This window comes from Brevundimonas sp. Root1423, from assembly GCF_001426805.1.
In genome coordinates, this window is record NZ_LMFL01000012.1 from 372,515 (window position 1) to 386,502 (window position 13,988).

Below are 13,988 nucleotides of genomic sequence, written 5' to 3' on the forward strand. Positions count from 1 at the left end.
CGGCGCGGGTTCGCTCGCGCCGGCCCGGTTTTCATGCCGTGGGAGCCCCGGACTTTCTCCCGCGCGAGCCCGGTTTTTGGAGCTTGCGGCGAGCGCCTTCCACAGGTTATAGACCGCGCCTTCCCGACCCTTGGGTTCGCCCGGGGCCGCCACGGCGGACGCGTAGCTCAGCGGGAGAGCACTTCGTTGACATCGAAGGGGTCACAGGTTCAATCCCTGTCGCGTCCACCATTCTTTTCAATAGGTTAGCTTGATACGCCGGAAGGCGCTGTCGATCTATTGCGCAGTTTGCACTGCGCCACGGGGGCCCCCCCGCCTAATCCGGAGTATCCGGCCGCGCGGCGATGCAGTGAAGACCTGCACCACTGCCAGAGCGGCGAGACGGACGAATGGTGTCGTCCAGGATCGATCCCCGCGGCAGCAGGGACAGCCAACTCCGTCAGCCACCGTCCAGAAGCCAGTCCCGAGTTAGCCGGACAGAAAGCGTTGCGGGTTTAATGGTTACGAGGTTTGCGCTAAACATTTCCGCATGGCCAATCAGACACACAGGTTCTCCATCACTGGCAGCTCCATTCACATTGTGGAGGTCACCGATGAGGAGCTGAATGCGGTTGGCGGGCGATACCACGACCTCGTGCGGGACAAGGCCGTCACTGACGGGCTGATGACGAAGATCGAAACCCGGACAGCGTATGTCGCACCTGTGAAATCCACTTCGACACCACAGGGATAGGACCGGCCGGCTCGAGGCCTTGAAGCGGTTGTCGGCTTTCCACCCTTAAGCGACGGTCTGCTCCCGACCCAAAGCGGACTTAAACCTTTGGCGTATACGTAGCTGACAAACCCCCGCCTAAACGTGGCTTGTGGGCAACGCGGGCGATGCGACGTCTTTTCCGTTGCAGCCGAATACGGTTCCGGACATTACCGCCGACGACCTCCCAAGCGGGTCCGGGTTCGAGGCATGGGCGACTACACACTTACGGTCTGCAATGAGGGCGAAAGCCTTCCAATCGAGACCGTTCGGCTGACCGAGTCTGTGAAGGTTCTCGACACCATTACGGCCCTGCTGGAGAAGCATCCGGGCTGTCACCGTATCCATGTGAACGCCGGAAATGCTCGCCTGTTTTCGGTGGACTGCGCGGGGAACAACGTGGCCGACTAAAGGCCATCCGGTCGACCAAGTCCGCTATCAACCCATTGCGGACTTTAGGCCAGCCGCTGAGAACGGAGACGTTCTGCGCTAGGGCAGAGTGAACATTGCATGGACCCAGCCCACGTCCTGAGCGTGTTCCAGCGCCTCGAACAATGGAATGACCAACAGAAAGGCCAGACCGTCTCGCAGTGTCGTTAGAAACAGGACAGGGCGGATTTCCAGCGTCTCGAGATCACGCCACCTGCGGAAATCCGGCCAAAAGCGCGGCGTGCTAGCCAAATACCGCTCGTAAACTGGTCCGAACGTGGCTTTCAGCCAGTCCTCCTCACGGCGCACCGTCGCGTAGAAAACAAGGAACGCGATTATAGCAAACAGGCCGGCCATCACGACAGACCCGGTCTGGGCTCCCATGCCGAAGGCACCGATGAAGCTGAACACATAGAGAGGGTTTCGGCTGATCGAATATGGACCTCGATCCACGATCTCAGCTTTCTTCCGCCCGCCGATATAGAGCGAGCACCACGACCGCCCGACGATACAAATGCCGATGAGTGCGAGACCAAGGGCTTCAAACGCTTCGTGGAAATCGTTGTTGCCACCCAGCGTGTGTGTGATTGCGGCGAGGACGCACACGGCCAAAATACAGGCCGCCAAGACCGCCTTACGCATGAGCTGGACGCGACGAAGATGATCAGGGTGGGCAGTGGTCAACGCGATCACCTCGTTTGTGCTCCCGCGTTACTCCCACGTGGGATCGGGGTCCAGCAACCTAGCCGCTCGACGCCCGCTTTCCACCCCTAGCTGACGTTCGGCAGGACCACTCACCGGTCGTCGGCTAGCCTGTAGGGTCGCCCTACGCCAGCAGGACGAAATACGCAGCGTAGCGCCTTGAGGCGGTCTCACTTCGACCCGGGCTTGAGGCCGAGATTTTACTAAGTTGTCGTCCCGGCGGCCATACATGCTATTAGAGCCTCACTCCGACGCTCATGACCGCGTTCGAGCGCCCCGTGCGGCTTTCGCTTCGCGAGCTCCGGGGACCCAGAAAGGGCTTTCATGCCCGGATCGACCAAACTCCTTACCGATGCCTCCAGCCTGAGCCTTGCGCTTGCGATGGTTTACGCGTCCGCGTCGCCTCTTCTCTTGCTTGATGGCGAGTTCGAAGTGATGGCGGCCAGCGCATCATTCTGCGACGCGTTCGACATCGACCCGGCGCAGGCTGTGGGCAGCACTCTGTTTAGCTTGGGAACAGGCGAATGGGATGTGCCCCAGCTGCGCTCTTTGATGGACGCCACGCGAAGCGGCGATGCAGAGATCGACGCGTATGAGACGGAAATCCGCCGGGAGGGCGGCCTGCCGCGATGCGTCATTCTGAATGTGCGAAAGCTGTCTTACGGAGACCCTGACAATCTGCGGTTTCTAGTGGCGGTCGCGGATGTCACTGAAGCTCGGGCGCTCGCCCAAACCGCACGGGACTTGGTCAAGGACAACGACCTGCTGCTGCAGGAGGTGCGCCATCGGGTCGCGAACAGCCTCCAGATAATCGCCAGCGTTATGATGCTCAACGCACGACGCGCATCTTCGGAGGAAACTCGGGGCCATCTTCGCGATGCCCATACTCGCGTCATGTCCGTGGCGGACCTCCAGCAACTGCTCGCGGTCTCTAGTCGGGACGTGGTGAACGTGCGGAGTTATCTCACCAAACTGTGCGGGACCATCGCCGCGTCAATGATCGTCGATCCGGGGGCCTTGGTGCTTAGCGTCGACGCGCCCGAGGTCTCCGTCGAGCCGGAGGTGTCCGTGAGCCTTGGCCTTATCGTCACCGAACTGGTGATTAACTCGCTCAAGCACGGATTTCCGGACGGAGCTGGCGGGACGATACTTGTCTCCTATACCTGCGAAGGACCTCGTTGGACGCTTTCCGTAGCCGACAGCGGTGTGGGCATGCCCGTGAGCCTCAACGAGGCGCGAGCTGGCTTGGGTACCAGCATCGTGCAAGCATTGGCCCGACAGCTCCTCGCGCGCGTCGTAGTCAGCGCCCGGACGCCCGGCACCACGGTGACCATAGAGCACACGGGAGCGGCAGCGGTGAAGCCGGAGACCAACGTCGCCGAACCACAGGTCGCGATCTAGCCACTCCCGGTCCCGCCAGTCTGCAGATCAGAACCGAGGCGCTAAATGGCAATGATGAAGGCGGCGGTTTTCGCGGAGCCGGGACGCATCTTGCTCCGAGACAAACGAGTGCCCGAAGTGGGGCCGCTGGACGCCCTGCTCCGAATAACCACCACCACGATATGCGGCACCGACGTCCACATCCTCAAGGGCGAGTACCCCGTCGAGCGAGGACTGACGGTCGGCCACGAACCTGTGGGGGTAATCGAGCGGCTGGGCTCTGGCGTCACCGGCTACCACGAAGGCCAGCGCGTTATAGCCGGGGCCATCACGCCGAGCGGGCATAGCAGCGCCTGCCAGTGCGGACGCGCAGCTCAGGATGGCGCCGGTTTGACACATGGCTGGAAGGCGATGGGCGGCTGGAGGCTCGGCAACACCATCGACGGCTGTCAGGCCGAGTTTGTTCTCATTCCGGACGCGATGAATAATCTCGCACCGGTCCCCGACGAACTGAGCGACGAGCAGGTTCTGATGTGCCCGGACATCATGTCCACTGGGCTCAGCGGCTCCGAACGGGGCGATGTCCAGATCGGCGACGCCGTCGCGATCTTCGCGCAGGGTCCTATCGGACTTTGCGCCACTGCTGGAGCGAAGCTGTCCGGGGCCACAACAATCATCGCCGTCGACCGGCTCCCGGAACGGCTTGCCATGGCCAAACGAATGGGAGCTGACCATGCCGTCGACTTCAGTGCGGTCGACCCCGTCGAGGAGATCATGCGGCTGACCGGCGGGCGAGGCGTCGACGTCGCCATCGAAGCTCTTGGCACCCAACACACCTTCGAGGCCTGCCTGCGGGTTCTTCGTCCGGGCGGAACCCTGTCGAGCCTTGGCGTCTACTCGCAGGACCTGTCGATCCCGGCCGCCCCCTTCGCGGCGGGGCTGGGAGACTACAGGATCATCACCACCCTTTGCCCCGGGGGCCATGAACGGATGCGTCGCCTGATGTCGGTCATCGCCTCGGGCCGGGTCAGCTTGGAGGCGATGGTCACGCACCGCTATCGGCTGGACGACATCGAAGCTGCCTACGAGCTCTTCGCCCACCAACGAGACGGCGTCCTCAAGATCGCGATAAGCCCGTAATGCGACGGACCTCGCATTCAGCGGGGCCGCCTCAGCCCGAAGGCTTGCTCTGAACGCTCTCGAGGTAATTGATCAAGTCGTTGCTTTCCGCCGGGGACAGAACGAATTCTGGCATGGTGGAGTGCCCCGTGTTGATGCCCTCGGCGAAGGCTTCCGCGAGCATTTCAACCGGATAGCGGCGGCTAATTTCACGAAGCGGAGGTGCAGCCGCGTTCGGGCTATCACCGATGTCCGCTATCGCGTGACAGCCTGCGCAGCGAGCTTGCGCAAAGGCCAAGCCGCGCAGGATGGAGGCCGTTTCGTCCGCAGCACTGCGAACGGGCCTCGAAGTCTGCACAGCAAGGCTTGAGCCACATCCGCAAACTGCGGCAGAGAGCGCGAGGACGACGGCGAGCTTCATATTCTTCCGGGCACGCTGACCTAGACATGATCAAGAAGTCACTCAGCGTCGGAGCCATCTGTACGCCCAACTTGCCCTAATGTTGGCATTGTAAATGTTGCAGCCGCGACTTTCACTGCGAACCATAACTACAGCGCCGCATCGCCCTTTAGTCCTTCGACGTCTACAACGGTCCGCTTCCCACCCGAAAGAGACCTTCGGTGGGTCCGCTTTCCGACGGACCCACCACCCAGCCGCTAAAGGTCGATCTGTTCGGAGATCTCTAGAGCGTCGTCGACTTCGATACCGAGGTATCTGACGGTGCTCTCCAGTTTGCCGTGACCCAAGAGCAGCTGGCAGGCGCGGAGGTTTCCGGTCTTCTTGTAGATCAGCGCCACCTTGGTACGTCGCAAGCTGTGGGTGCCGTACGCACTCGGATTCAGATCGATCATACGGACCCAACCGTCGACGAGGCGTGCGTACTGGCGCGTCCCGATATGCCGGCCGGCGTTGCTGCGGCTTGGGAACAACCAATCATCCGGCCGCCGGCCTCGGAGGTCGAGCCATTGCGTCAGAGCTTCCCTCGCCGGCTCTGTGATCTCGAATGGTACGGGTCGCTCCCTGAAGGGACCCGGGCGATCACCTTGATCTCGAAATCGAAACCCGCGAGCCAGTTGACGCCGAGCGCCGTCCAGCTTGGATAGGGCGCGTTCGGAAAAGCCTCAGCCTTAACCGCCATCACCGTAGCGAACTGGTTCTCGGGATCGGTGTTGAAGGTCGTCACATCGACGACGTCCTCCAGGCCGCATCCGCCGGCTTCCAGGGTCGCTTTCAGGTTGGCGAACGCCAGATGGACCTGAGCCTCGAAATCAGGCTCGGGGGAACCGTCGACGCGGCTCCCGACCTGACCCGACACGAACAGCAAGTCTCCGGACCTGATCGCCGCGGAGTAGGCATAGTGGCTGTACAAGTCATGCCGAACCTCCAACCCCGGCGTTAGCCCAAGGCTTTCTATAAGGGCGTCACCGCTTTCGCGCATTGATGCGGCGATGCGGGTGAAGTCGCCCTTTTCCCAAAGCATCTTGTTGGGGTTCGCAGGCCCGCTGCTCGTGGAAGCCGTCTGTTCTCTAACCATCATCAAGCCCCTTGAGTGCCCGCGAATTCGGCCGCCGACCGTCTGATTACAGCGTTCGCTATCCAGCCATCCAGTTCCGGAACTGTACCGCCCGGTACAGTTTCGGAACTGGCGGTGCCCGCCGCTGGAGAGTAGAACGCAGTTCTCTCAGATCGAGGAATTATGATGGCAACCAGCGCGCATCGGCAGTTCTGTCCCTTGGCAATGGCGTCGGACCTCCTCTGCTCGCGCTGGACCATGATGCTTCTGAGCGAACTGCTCAGCGGCACCGCTCGCTTCAACGATCTTCGACGGGGCCTGCCGCGCATGTCCCCCGCCTTGCTGTCCAAAAGGCTCAAGGACCTCGAGCAAGCCGGAATCGTTGTGCGGCGGCCCACCACGGACGGAGCTGACCTCTTCGAATATTCGCTCACGGAAGCAGGACGGGCGATCGAACCTGTCATCGATGCGATGGGCGATTGGGGCCATCGCTGGATCACGACCGAGGCCACCTTGGCGCATCTCGATGTGCAGCTCCTGATGTGGAACATGCGGCGCAAGATCGACCCTAACCCCCTGCCGCCTCGCCGCAGCACCATCCAGTTCATCTACCGCGACCTGCCGACATCGAAGCGAAATTGGTGGTTGCTCGTCCAGCCAGGTCGGGAGGTCGACCTGTGCTCAGTCGAACCCGGCTATGATGTCGACCTGTACGTCACGACCGATCTCCGAACTCTGACTGAAGTCTGGATGGGCTACGCCCCGATCGCTGCGGCCATGGATGACGGTCGGTTGGTCGTCGTCGGCAACCGCGAGCTGGAGAGCAGCTTCCAGACTTGGCTAGGAGCAAGCCGTTTCGCTACCCTCGACAAATGCGTCGCCTGAAGGCGGTTGCGGCTAGCGGGGGAAGTCAGCTGCCCGGAAGGTGACAGCAACAAGCTAGCGGGCTGCGACGGCTTAGCGCCAGTGCGAACGTTGGTTGACGGCCTGAGGACCGCCACCTAGCGGAAATGCGGTGGACGGCGCCCTTGAGCGGGTCGTCCGATTGCAGCGTCATAGCGCGACTCCTTCAGCGGCGCCCGACCGGGTCCGCCAGAGCGACCAGAGGATACCGGCCGCGAGGATCGCGAAGGTTACGCCCAGAGAGATGGCCGCCGGAAACTTCTCCCATCCCATCAGGTCTGCGACGAAGATTTTGGACCCGATGAAGATCAGCAGGACAGCCAGCGCCTGCTTCAGATACGCAAAGCGGTGGATAATGGCGGCGAGAGCGAAATAGAGCGCCCGCAGGCCCAGGATGGCGAAGATGTTCGACGTGTAGATGATGTAGGGGTCGGTCGTGATGGCGAAGATGGCCGGAACGGAGTCGACCGCGAAGATCACGTCGGCGATCTCGATCATGATCAGCGCCAGGAAGACCGGCGTCACGAAGGTCGCCAGTCGCCCCGTCCTGGGGTCCGGCAACTTCACGACGAAGCGCTGGCCATGCAGTTCATCGGTGACCGGCAAGCGCCGCTTCAGAAACCGCAGCAGCGGGTTGTCGCCTATGTCGTGGGTCTTGTCGGCCATGGCGATCATCTTGATCCCCGTCAGGATCAGGAAGGCCGCGAAGATGTAGAGCACCCAGCCGAACTCGGAGACCAGTGCGGCTCCGCCGGCAATCATGATGGCGCGCAGCACGATCACGCCCAGGATCCCCCAGAACAGCACGCGGTGCTGATAGATCTGGGGGATTGCGAAATAGCCGAAGATCATCGCGATGACGAAGACGTTGTCCATCGCCAGCGACTTCTCGACCACGAAGCCGGTCAGATACTCGATCGCCGGCTGCTGGCCGAGGCTGAACCAGACCCAGCCGCCGAAGCCGACGCCGAGGGTCAGATAGCCGAGCGACATCAGCAGGCTCTCGCGCACGCCGATTTCACGGTGCTTCTTGTGCAGCACGCCGAGGTCCAGCACGAGCAGAACGACAACGAGCACGAGGAAGGCGGCCCACATCCAGACCGGTTTGGTCAGGAGGTCCTGGGTCAGAAAATCCATACGATCAGTGTTCCAGTCTGTATGTCCGCGTCAGACGCGGATGTCGAAGGTGTGCCGGCTGGGCCGGCGGATGACGGTGTCGTCCGTCACCGCGTCGGGCGCGGTGACGGGACGATCCGTGGGACTGCTGCGGTGAGAGGCGACGCGCTGCGCGCACTGGGCGAAGTGGGCCGCGCTCATCTGCGCCGTCATCGCCGGCGGCGGCGGGCCGATCCTCATCGCCGTACGTCCAGCGCCGCGCGCTCAACCAGCAAGTCGAACCTCGCCGGATCCACGTCGAGCAGTTCACACATGCGCAGCAGTGCCGCGCGCTCCTCGGCGTCGAACCCGCCGTCGGCCTCGGCGACCGAACAGGCGGTCTCGATCAGCAAGCGGGACGGACCCGGCTGCCCGCGAAGCTGTGCGATCGCGGCCTCCGCCGCCGCCTGGCCGTCCTCAAGGTCGCGATCGAACCGCAGGTTCAGGGCCTCGAACCCCACCAGAACCTCATGGAGCCCGAAGCTGCGGATGCTGGGCGTTTCCCGCATCCGGTCGGTCATCCGTTTGCGCTCCTGTGGGGTCACCCAGCCGTCGGCCTGCGCCACGAGTGCGCAAGCCGCGACGATGGCGTCCATCTGGACCACGTCACCTGGGGTCCAGACGTCATCCTGTTCAATGGGCGCGCGGCTGCGCGCCCGGCGATCTAATGAAGGCATGGTGCTCGTTCCTGCGCCAAGCAGTGGCGCTTCGTTGAAGGTGGTCGACGGAGGGAAGCGGAAGTCGGTCCCTCGAGGATCGGTCGTCAGTGCACCGTGGACTGCGCCAAGACCGCATCGGCCTGCGCCAACTGGTCCCTGATCGCCAGCTTCCGCTTCTTGATCCCCACGAGGGTCCGATCGTCGGGCCTCACCCGCGACCGCTCCGCCTCAAGCGCCATCTCCAGCAGGACGTGAAGCCCCTGCAGGCGACGCATCAACACGACATTCATGAGCCTCTCCTTCTCGACGGAGGAGCGCTCGACACAGGTTCGATGAAGGGAAGACTGCTGGACCCCGACATCGAGCGCACCCGATGCGGTCCGACATCACGATCACCATGATCGTCAGAGGGGCCCGGGCCGCCCCGTGAGATAGGCGGGGCAAGCCAAATAACCCAAATCAGTACTGGTGATGCGTCTTATAAGCGCTGGTCATGGGGGATCTACCGCCCTCCAGAGTGCGGAGGACTTCCTGGGCGAGCAGTCCAGCAGGACCGCACATGCCACGCGCGGAGACCAGGGCTATTTCGGTATCGCTCAGGGCGGGAAGCGGGCTCCCAAGCACGGTCAGGTCCCGCGACGCCATGGCCGCCGGGAGAACCCCGACCCCAAGCCCCGCGCGAAGCGCCGCCATCTGTCCCGAGAGGCTGGGGGATGTGAAGGAGGCGCGGAATGCGAGACCGTAGGCTTCCAAAGCGCTCAGCGCACGCTTGCGATAGATGTCAGGCGCTGGCGCGATGATCAGCGGCAACGGCGTCTGCTCGAGGATGGACGCGTCGAGTGCGACCCAGACGAGAGGCTCGCTCCACACCCGGACGCCCAGTTCAGGACCGACCGGCTCGCGCTTGATCAGGGCGAGATCGAGCAGCCCGCGCGACATCTGGTCGAGCAGATTGGTGGTGTAGTCACACGTAACCGACAGCTTGATGCGCGGGTGGCTGCGCGCGAACGATCCCAGAATGCCTGGCAGGTGGATGGTGGCGATGTCCTCCGGCGCCCCGAAGCGCACCTCGCCGGCAAGATCCCCCTCGCCCAGGGTCGCGACGATCTCATCGTTGAGCCGCAGCAGCCGCCGGGCCTGGGGAAGCAGGCCGGCGCCTTCGGTCGTCAGGCTGAACCCCCTGCCGCCACGATCGAAGACCGGTGAGCGCAACTGGTCCTCAAGCCGGCGGATCTGCAGGCTGACCGCGGGCTGTGTCCGCCCCAGCAGCGCGGCGGCGCGGGTGAAGCTGCCCGTCTCCGCTACCATGACGAAGGCGCGCAGAAGATCGATGTCCAGATTGACCAACCGCTGCGCCATCCATCAGCATCCATTATGAGCCCCATCACGCCAATAAACTGGATCGAGGTACCGGTCGAGCACACAGGAAGCGCCCCACAGGAGCGCCTCACCGAATGCCCGATCTCACTGCCAGCCTCGCGCTTCTGACCTCCCCCGCGATCCTGTTCTTCTACATCGGAGCGGCCGCCGCTCTCGCCCGCTCCGACCTCGCCATCCCGGAACCGGTCTCCAAGGCGCTGTCGCTCTACCTGATGCTCGCCATCGGCTTCAAAGGCGGCGTGGAGGCGAGGGAGGCGGGGGCGAACGGCGACTTCCTCGTCGCCGCGGTCATCGGCGTGACGCTCAGCGCCCTGATGCCGCTGCTGGCTTACATGATCCTGAAGCGGGTGCCGCGGCTGGACCGGTCAACGGTCTGCGCCCTTGCGGCGACGTACGGCTCCGTGTCCGTCGTCACCTTCGCGGCTGGTCAGCAGCATCTGGCCACGATTGGCATGGCCTCGGGCGGTTATATGGCGGCCGTTCTGGCGCTGATGGAGACGCCTGCGATCCTGACGGCGCTTCTGCTCCTCAATGGCGCCGGCCGCGGCGAACCGGGTCGCCGCCGCACGATCCTCAGGGAAGTGTTCGTGGGAGCGGCCACGGTGATGCTGCTGGGAAGTTTCATTGTCGGACTAATCTCCGGCCCGGCGGGCATGACGAAGCTTGAAGTGTTCGTCGGCCCCCTGTTCCAGGGAGCGCTCTGCTTCTTCCTGCTGGACATCGGGCTGATCGCCGCGCGTAGGTTGCTCGACGGCGGACGGAAGCTGACATGGGGCGTGCTCGCCTTCGCGCTAGCCTTTCCGCTCGTCTCCGCTGCCATCGCTCTTGCGGCGTCGCGGCTGCTGGGTCTCGGTGTCGGCGACGCCGCCTTGCTCACCATCTTGGCTGGGTCGGCGTCCTATATCGCCGTGCCGGCTGCGATGCGGCTCGCCGCGCCCGACGCAGACGCCGGCGTGTTCGTGACCGCGTCGTTGGCCGTGACCTTCCCGTTCAACCTCACGATCGGTATCGCTCTGTACACCGCTGCGGCTTCTTGGCTCTGGGCGTAAGAAATCGGTGGGGCTGGATGATACTCCCTCCCCACAAGGCGGACCTCCACATCGGCCGCTCAGCGCCGAGGCCTGACGCACCGGATTTAGGCCGCGGACATACCCGACAACGGACTCGGGCAAGGTCCGCAAAGAGTCAGAAGTAGGCCCTATAGCTGCGTCGATCGAAGAGAGGATGCAGTGGTGGACGACCAGTGATGGTGGCTGTCTCGATATGCCGGCCATGCTTGGGTTGAGGTCGCCCGCGAGATTGCCTTGATAACTGACCCAGAGGTTCGGCTTGTGGCGCTCGAGGCTGCGTGCCTCCGTCTGCTCGTAGATCGCGACGACCTTCTGAGCGATCTGCTGGAAAAGTTGAAAGGCGTCCGTCACGGGAGCCTCGGCGCTGAAGCTATCGACCCGGTGCGGGAAGGTCACTGGCGCAAGTCGACCGGGGTGGCGACCGCCCCCTCCACCTCCTGACGCTCGCACTCCTCTCCACCACGGCGTGCGGGTCCATTCGCCCGGCGCCCCATGAAAGAACACCATGAACGACGGAATTTTCTCGAACCTCGCCCGCGCAACGCGGCTTGCCGCCGACCACCAGTGTGCAGGCTACCGCTTCTGGATGGTCTTGCACCTTCTCGGATGCATCACGCTGCAGAACGACGCCGACGGCGTCTTCATCGGGATCGACACCGTTGAAGATTTTTTGCTCGAGGGGGATCCTGACGATCTCTACGCGGTAATGCACCGCGACGGGTCAGGATTAGTGGTCGATATCGACCACTGGCCTGCCTTCATTGGCACGGAGCCCCTTGCCGCCATGGTGATCTGTGGGGGAGAGTCCGCAGCGCGCCAAGAGCGGACATTGGCTGGCCGCCTGAAACCGGACATCTTCAGCTTGGACATGTGCGGAGGTTGACGTTGGCGGCGGTGCCGGATTTCCAGGAACTTATGTCGCTCGTAGGACACCTGCTCCTGCGTTGGGGGTGGGTTGAGGACGGCCTAGAAGGGGCCCCCGTTCCCAGCGAACTGGACCGCGTCCGTCACATCAGGAACGCTCTATGTCACCGAATGATCTCTGCGCGCGCCGATCCCGACGGGGACGAAGTCGCTTATGTCAGGTGTCGACTGCTGGACGGCACGGTCGTCCAGTATTCCGCGGAAGACCTCGAGGAAGCGATCCGCGAACTCGAGAAGCTGGGCCATCGCTACGGCACGCGGTGACTCGCCCGCTGTGCGCCAAGTGCAGACATGGGCAGCCGGCCTGGAGGCAGACATTGGACGGCGTCCTGCCGTTAGGACCGCTTCCGACCCATACCACACGCTCAACAGGCCGCTTCGGCGGGGCCAGGTCTTGGGGGGCGGGACGTCTACCCAGCCTCCGGCCAGAAAAATTCGTGCCGCGCTTGCCGACCCCTGCTGTGTCGACGTTTTTTCCCGGGGTAGCTCCGAGTACTTCGCAGGATCAGTCCTCGCATTCGGCCTGCATAGCGAGCGCCAAGGCCTCGCCCCGGTCGGCCTCTTCCTTCAAGATCGCTAGTTCACCAGCGGTAAGGCTGCCGTCTGGCGCCAGCCGCGGTCAGTGGCTCGCCAGCGAAAAGGGGTCGTTCGACGCCGCCGTTTGGCGCGTCCGCTGTTGTGAGCAGGCCCCGTGTCCTTCGGACACGGCTTTCTGCAGATCGCCTAGCTGACGTTGAACGGGTCAACATCGTGCCGAGGGTCCTCGTATGCCCCTCTGCCGCCCCATAAGACGCACACCCTCTGAGCGGGGCGGAGCCGGCTCTCGTCCCCCAACAGCTTTGACGGGCTGCCCTGCCCGGCCGACCCGGCTGGACAGGATCACGGGGCTGAAGTCACGTTACAGTCGCCCGGGTCGATAGAGCCGGTGGTCACGCTGCCCTGAAGCAGAAGGTCGTCGCCTGCCCGGGCGTGACGTCGCCGCGACCGAACGGCTCGAAGAAGTCGGCGCTCCTGCCGAAGTCGGGGTTCCCGACGATGTTGGCGCCGACGTGGTTCGTGCCGACATCGAGGCTGGCGGGCGCTTGCCCGCCGCGCCGCCTCCCTCGAACGATGGAGGACTGCACCGTCCAAACCGCCTATCCCATGAGGCGACGGATAAAAACCGCGCCTTGGCGGTCCGGCTCGGGACGATTTCACGCCCATTTCACGCTCGGCGCCACGGTCCCTGGGACGCCTCCACGAAATGCTCCGGCAAAACAGGAGCATCTCCCATGGCCGTAGAACGGCAGATTGAAATGGAACGACTCGCGTCGTTCGCACACGGGGGCGGAGCGTTCGTCAGCATCGCGCTCAGCCAAGCGTTGGGTCACGCCCGCATCGCGGTCCTCGTGACCGACCGGCACGGCCGGCTGAAGTTCGCCAATCACCTGGGTCAGGCGCTTCTTGGCGGCGATCTCAAGATCATCGGCGATCGACTCGCCGCGATCGATGATCGGGCGACCCCCGCCCTGCGCCGTGCGATCGAGGCGGCGGCGACGCGTCCCGCGGGCGATGCGCAGGAGGTGCTTGTCGATACCCTTGGCGACGCCTGCGAGGCGCTGCGCCTCGTCGTGGTGTCGCTCGACTGGCCCGGCGACGAAGGTCTGGCGATGCTGATGGCCGTCGATGGAGCGCCCCGCTTCGACTGTGCCCGCCTGCGTACGGCCTTCGGCCTCACTCCGGCGGAGGCGAAGTTGCTACGGGCTTTGATCGATGGCGATCGCATCTCGGACCACGCCGCAAGGTACGGTATTAAGCAGACCACCGCCAAGAGTCACCTGCGGCAGCTGTTTCTCAAATTCGGCGAGAGCCGCCAAGCGGACCTTGTCCGAAGGGCGCTGAACGACCCGGCCCTCCGCCTCGCCCTGGAGCCGATCGCCGCCTGACACGATATCGCGCAAATCGGGGATGAGTTCGTCAATGCCCCGGTGTAGGGTCCACCCGTGAAGGGTGGGCTGCGTGA

18 protein-coding genes, 1 tRNA gene and 1 pseudogene are annotated in these 13,988 nt (G+C 63.7%); 10 read left to right on the forward strand and 10 right to left on the reverse strand.

Annotated features, from left to right (window positions below; all coding sequences use genetic code 11):
- Positions 1–156 precede the first annotated feature (156 nt).
- The 3 genes from ASD25_RS09095 to ASD25_RS09105 all read left to right on the forward strand — a co-directional run bounded on the left by ASD25_RS09095 (position 157) and on the right by ASD25_RS09105 (position 1,162).
- Positions 157–231 (forward strand) — tRNA-Val (locus tag ASD25_RS09095).
- 298 nt (positions 232–529) lie between these two features.
- On the forward strand, positions 530–733 hold the full coding sequence (locus ASD25_RS09100) for a hypothetical protein (protein WP_056616499.1): 204 nt from the start codon (positions 530–532) through the stop codon (positions 731–733).
- Positions 734–961: 228 nt separating this feature from the next.
- Complete coding sequence (locus ASD25_RS09105) at positions 962–1,162, forward strand: hypothetical protein (RefSeq protein WP_056616502.1); 201 nt, start codon at positions 962–964, stop codon at positions 1,160–1,162.
- A 78-nt stretch (positions 1,163–1,240) separates the two neighbouring features.
- Here ASD25_RS09105 and ASD25_RS09110 read toward each other — a convergent pair whose 3' ends face one another.
- Positions 1,241–1,873 carry an isoprenylcysteine carboxylmethyltransferase family protein gene (locus ASD25_RS09110; protein WP_235562682.1) on the reverse strand — a complete coding sequence of 211 codons (633 nt, stop codon included), beginning with the start codon at positions 1,871–1,873 and terminating at the stop codon, positions 1,241–1,243.
- Between the two features lie 333 nt (positions 1,874–2,206).
- Between ASD25_RS09110 and ASD25_RS09115 the strand changes: the two genes are divergently transcribed.
- Together ASD25_RS09115 and ASD25_RS09120 are read left to right on the forward strand one after the other, a co-directional pair.
- The gene (locus ASD25_RS09115; protein ID WP_056616506.1) at positions 2,207–3,283 is read left to right on the forward strand and encodes a sensor histidine kinase; all 1,077 of its coding nucleotides are present in this window, start codon (positions 2,207–2,209) and stop codon (positions 3,281–3,283) included.
- A 54-nt stretch (positions 3,284–3,337) separates the two neighbouring features.
- Entirely contained in the window at positions 3,338–4,402 is a 1,065-nt protein-coding gene (locus tag ASD25_RS09120) for an NAD(P)-dependent alcohol dehydrogenase (RefSeq protein WP_200943569.1), read from the forward strand.
- 31 nt (positions 4,403–4,433) lie between these two features.
- Here ASD25_RS09120 and ASD25_RS09125 read toward each other — a convergent pair whose 3' ends face one another.
- The 3 genes and pseudogenes from ASD25_RS09125 to ASD25_RS09135 all read right to left on the reverse strand — a co-directional run bounded on the left by ASD25_RS09125 (position 4,434) and on the right by ASD25_RS09135 (position 5,862).
- A complete protein-coding gene (locus ASD25_RS09125; protein ID WP_082572299.1) occupies positions 4,434–4,802 on the reverse strand; it encodes a cytochrome c in 369 nt (122 codons plus the stop codon).
- A 236-nt stretch (positions 4,803–5,038) separates the two neighbouring features.
- Positions 5,039–5,398: pseudogene (locus tag ASD25_RS09130) on the reverse strand (tyrosine-type recombinase/integrase); the annotation flags it as partial.
- Complete coding sequence (locus tag ASD25_RS09135) at positions 5,353–5,862, reverse strand: RidA family protein (RefSeq protein WP_235562684.1); 510 nt, start codon at positions 5,860–5,862, stop codon at positions 5,353–5,355. The pseudogene ASD25_RS09130 and the gene ASD25_RS09135, both read right to left, overlap by 46 nt.
- A gap of 258 nt (positions 5,863–6,120) precedes the next feature.
- Between ASD25_RS09135 and ASD25_RS09140 the strand changes: the two genes are divergently transcribed.
- Complete coding sequence (locus ASD25_RS09140) at positions 6,121–6,780, forward strand: helix-turn-helix domain-containing protein (protein ID WP_200943571.1); 660 nt, start codon at positions 6,121–6,123, stop codon at positions 6,778–6,780.
- Positions 6,781–6,948: 168 nt separating this feature from the next.
- Here ASD25_RS09140 and ASD25_RS09145 read toward each other — a convergent pair whose 3' ends face one another.
- The 5 genes from ASD25_RS09145 to ASD25_RS09165 all read right to left on the reverse strand — a co-directional run bounded on the left by ASD25_RS09145 (position 6,949) and on the right by ASD25_RS09165 (position 9,971).
- Positions 6,949–7,935, reverse strand: coding sequence for a TerC family protein (locus ASD25_RS09145; protein WP_056616512.1), 987 nt, complete (start codon positions 7,933–7,935; stop codon positions 6,949–6,951).
- Between the two features lie 30 nt (positions 7,936–7,965).
- A complete protein-coding gene (locus tag ASD25_RS09150; RefSeq protein ID WP_056616514.1) occupies positions 7,966–8,154 on the reverse strand; it encodes a hypothetical protein in 189 nt (62 codons plus the stop codon).
- The gene (locus ASD25_RS09155) at positions 8,151–8,549 is read right to left on the reverse strand and encodes a tellurite resistance TerB family protein (protein ID WP_056616518.1); all 399 of its coding nucleotides are present in this window, start codon (positions 8,547–8,549) and stop codon (positions 8,151–8,153) included. Before ASD25_RS09155 ends, ASD25_RS09150 begins: the two co-directional genes overlap by 4 nt.
- Positions 8,550–8,716: 167 nt before the next feature.
- Complete coding sequence (locus ASD25_RS09160) at positions 8,717–8,902, reverse strand: YdcH family protein (RefSeq protein WP_056616521.1); 186 nt, start codon at positions 8,900–8,902, stop codon at positions 8,717–8,719.
- A gap of 169 nt (positions 8,903–9,071) precedes the next feature.
- Complete coding sequence (locus ASD25_RS09165) at positions 9,072–9,971, reverse strand: LysR substrate-binding domain-containing protein (RefSeq protein ID WP_056616524.1); 900 nt, start codon at positions 9,969–9,971, stop codon at positions 9,072–9,074.
- 95 nt (positions 9,972–10,066) lie between these two features.
- Between ASD25_RS09165 and ASD25_RS09170 the strand changes: the two genes are divergently transcribed.
- The 3 genes from ASD25_RS09170 to ASD25_RS30295 all read left to right on the forward strand — a co-directional run bounded on the left by ASD25_RS09170 (position 10,067) and on the right by ASD25_RS30295 (position 12,250).
- On the forward strand, positions 10,067–11,041 hold the full coding sequence (locus ASD25_RS09170; RefSeq protein ID WP_056616525.1) for a sodium-dependent bicarbonate transport family permease: 975 nt from the start codon (positions 10,067–10,069) through the stop codon (positions 11,039–11,041).
- A gap of 526 nt (positions 11,042–11,567) precedes the next feature.
- On the forward strand, positions 11,568–11,945 hold the full coding sequence (locus tag ASD25_RS09180; RefSeq protein WP_056616527.1) for a hypothetical protein: 378 nt from the start codon (positions 11,568–11,570) through the stop codon (positions 11,943–11,945).
- A gap of 152 nt (positions 11,946–12,097) precedes the next feature.
- On the forward strand, positions 12,098–12,250 hold the full coding sequence (locus ASD25_RS30295; RefSeq protein WP_156389231.1) for a hypothetical protein: 153 nt from the start codon (positions 12,098–12,100) through the stop codon (positions 12,248–12,250).
- Between the two features lie 665 nt (positions 12,251–12,915).
- Here the strand turns inward: ASD25_RS30295 and ASD25_RS09190 are convergent.
- The gene (locus tag ASD25_RS09190) at positions 12,916–13,110 is read right to left on the reverse strand and encodes a hypothetical protein (protein WP_056616533.1); all 195 of its coding nucleotides are present in this window, start codon (positions 13,108–13,110) and stop codon (positions 12,916–12,918) included.
- A 147-nt stretch (positions 13,111–13,257) separates the two neighbouring features.
- Between ASD25_RS09190 and ASD25_RS09195 the strand changes: the two genes are divergently transcribed.
- Entirely contained in the window at positions 13,258–13,911 is a 654-nt protein-coding gene (locus ASD25_RS09195; protein ID WP_056616535.1) for a hypothetical protein, read from the forward strand.
- Positions 13,912–13,988 lie beyond the last annotated feature (77 nt).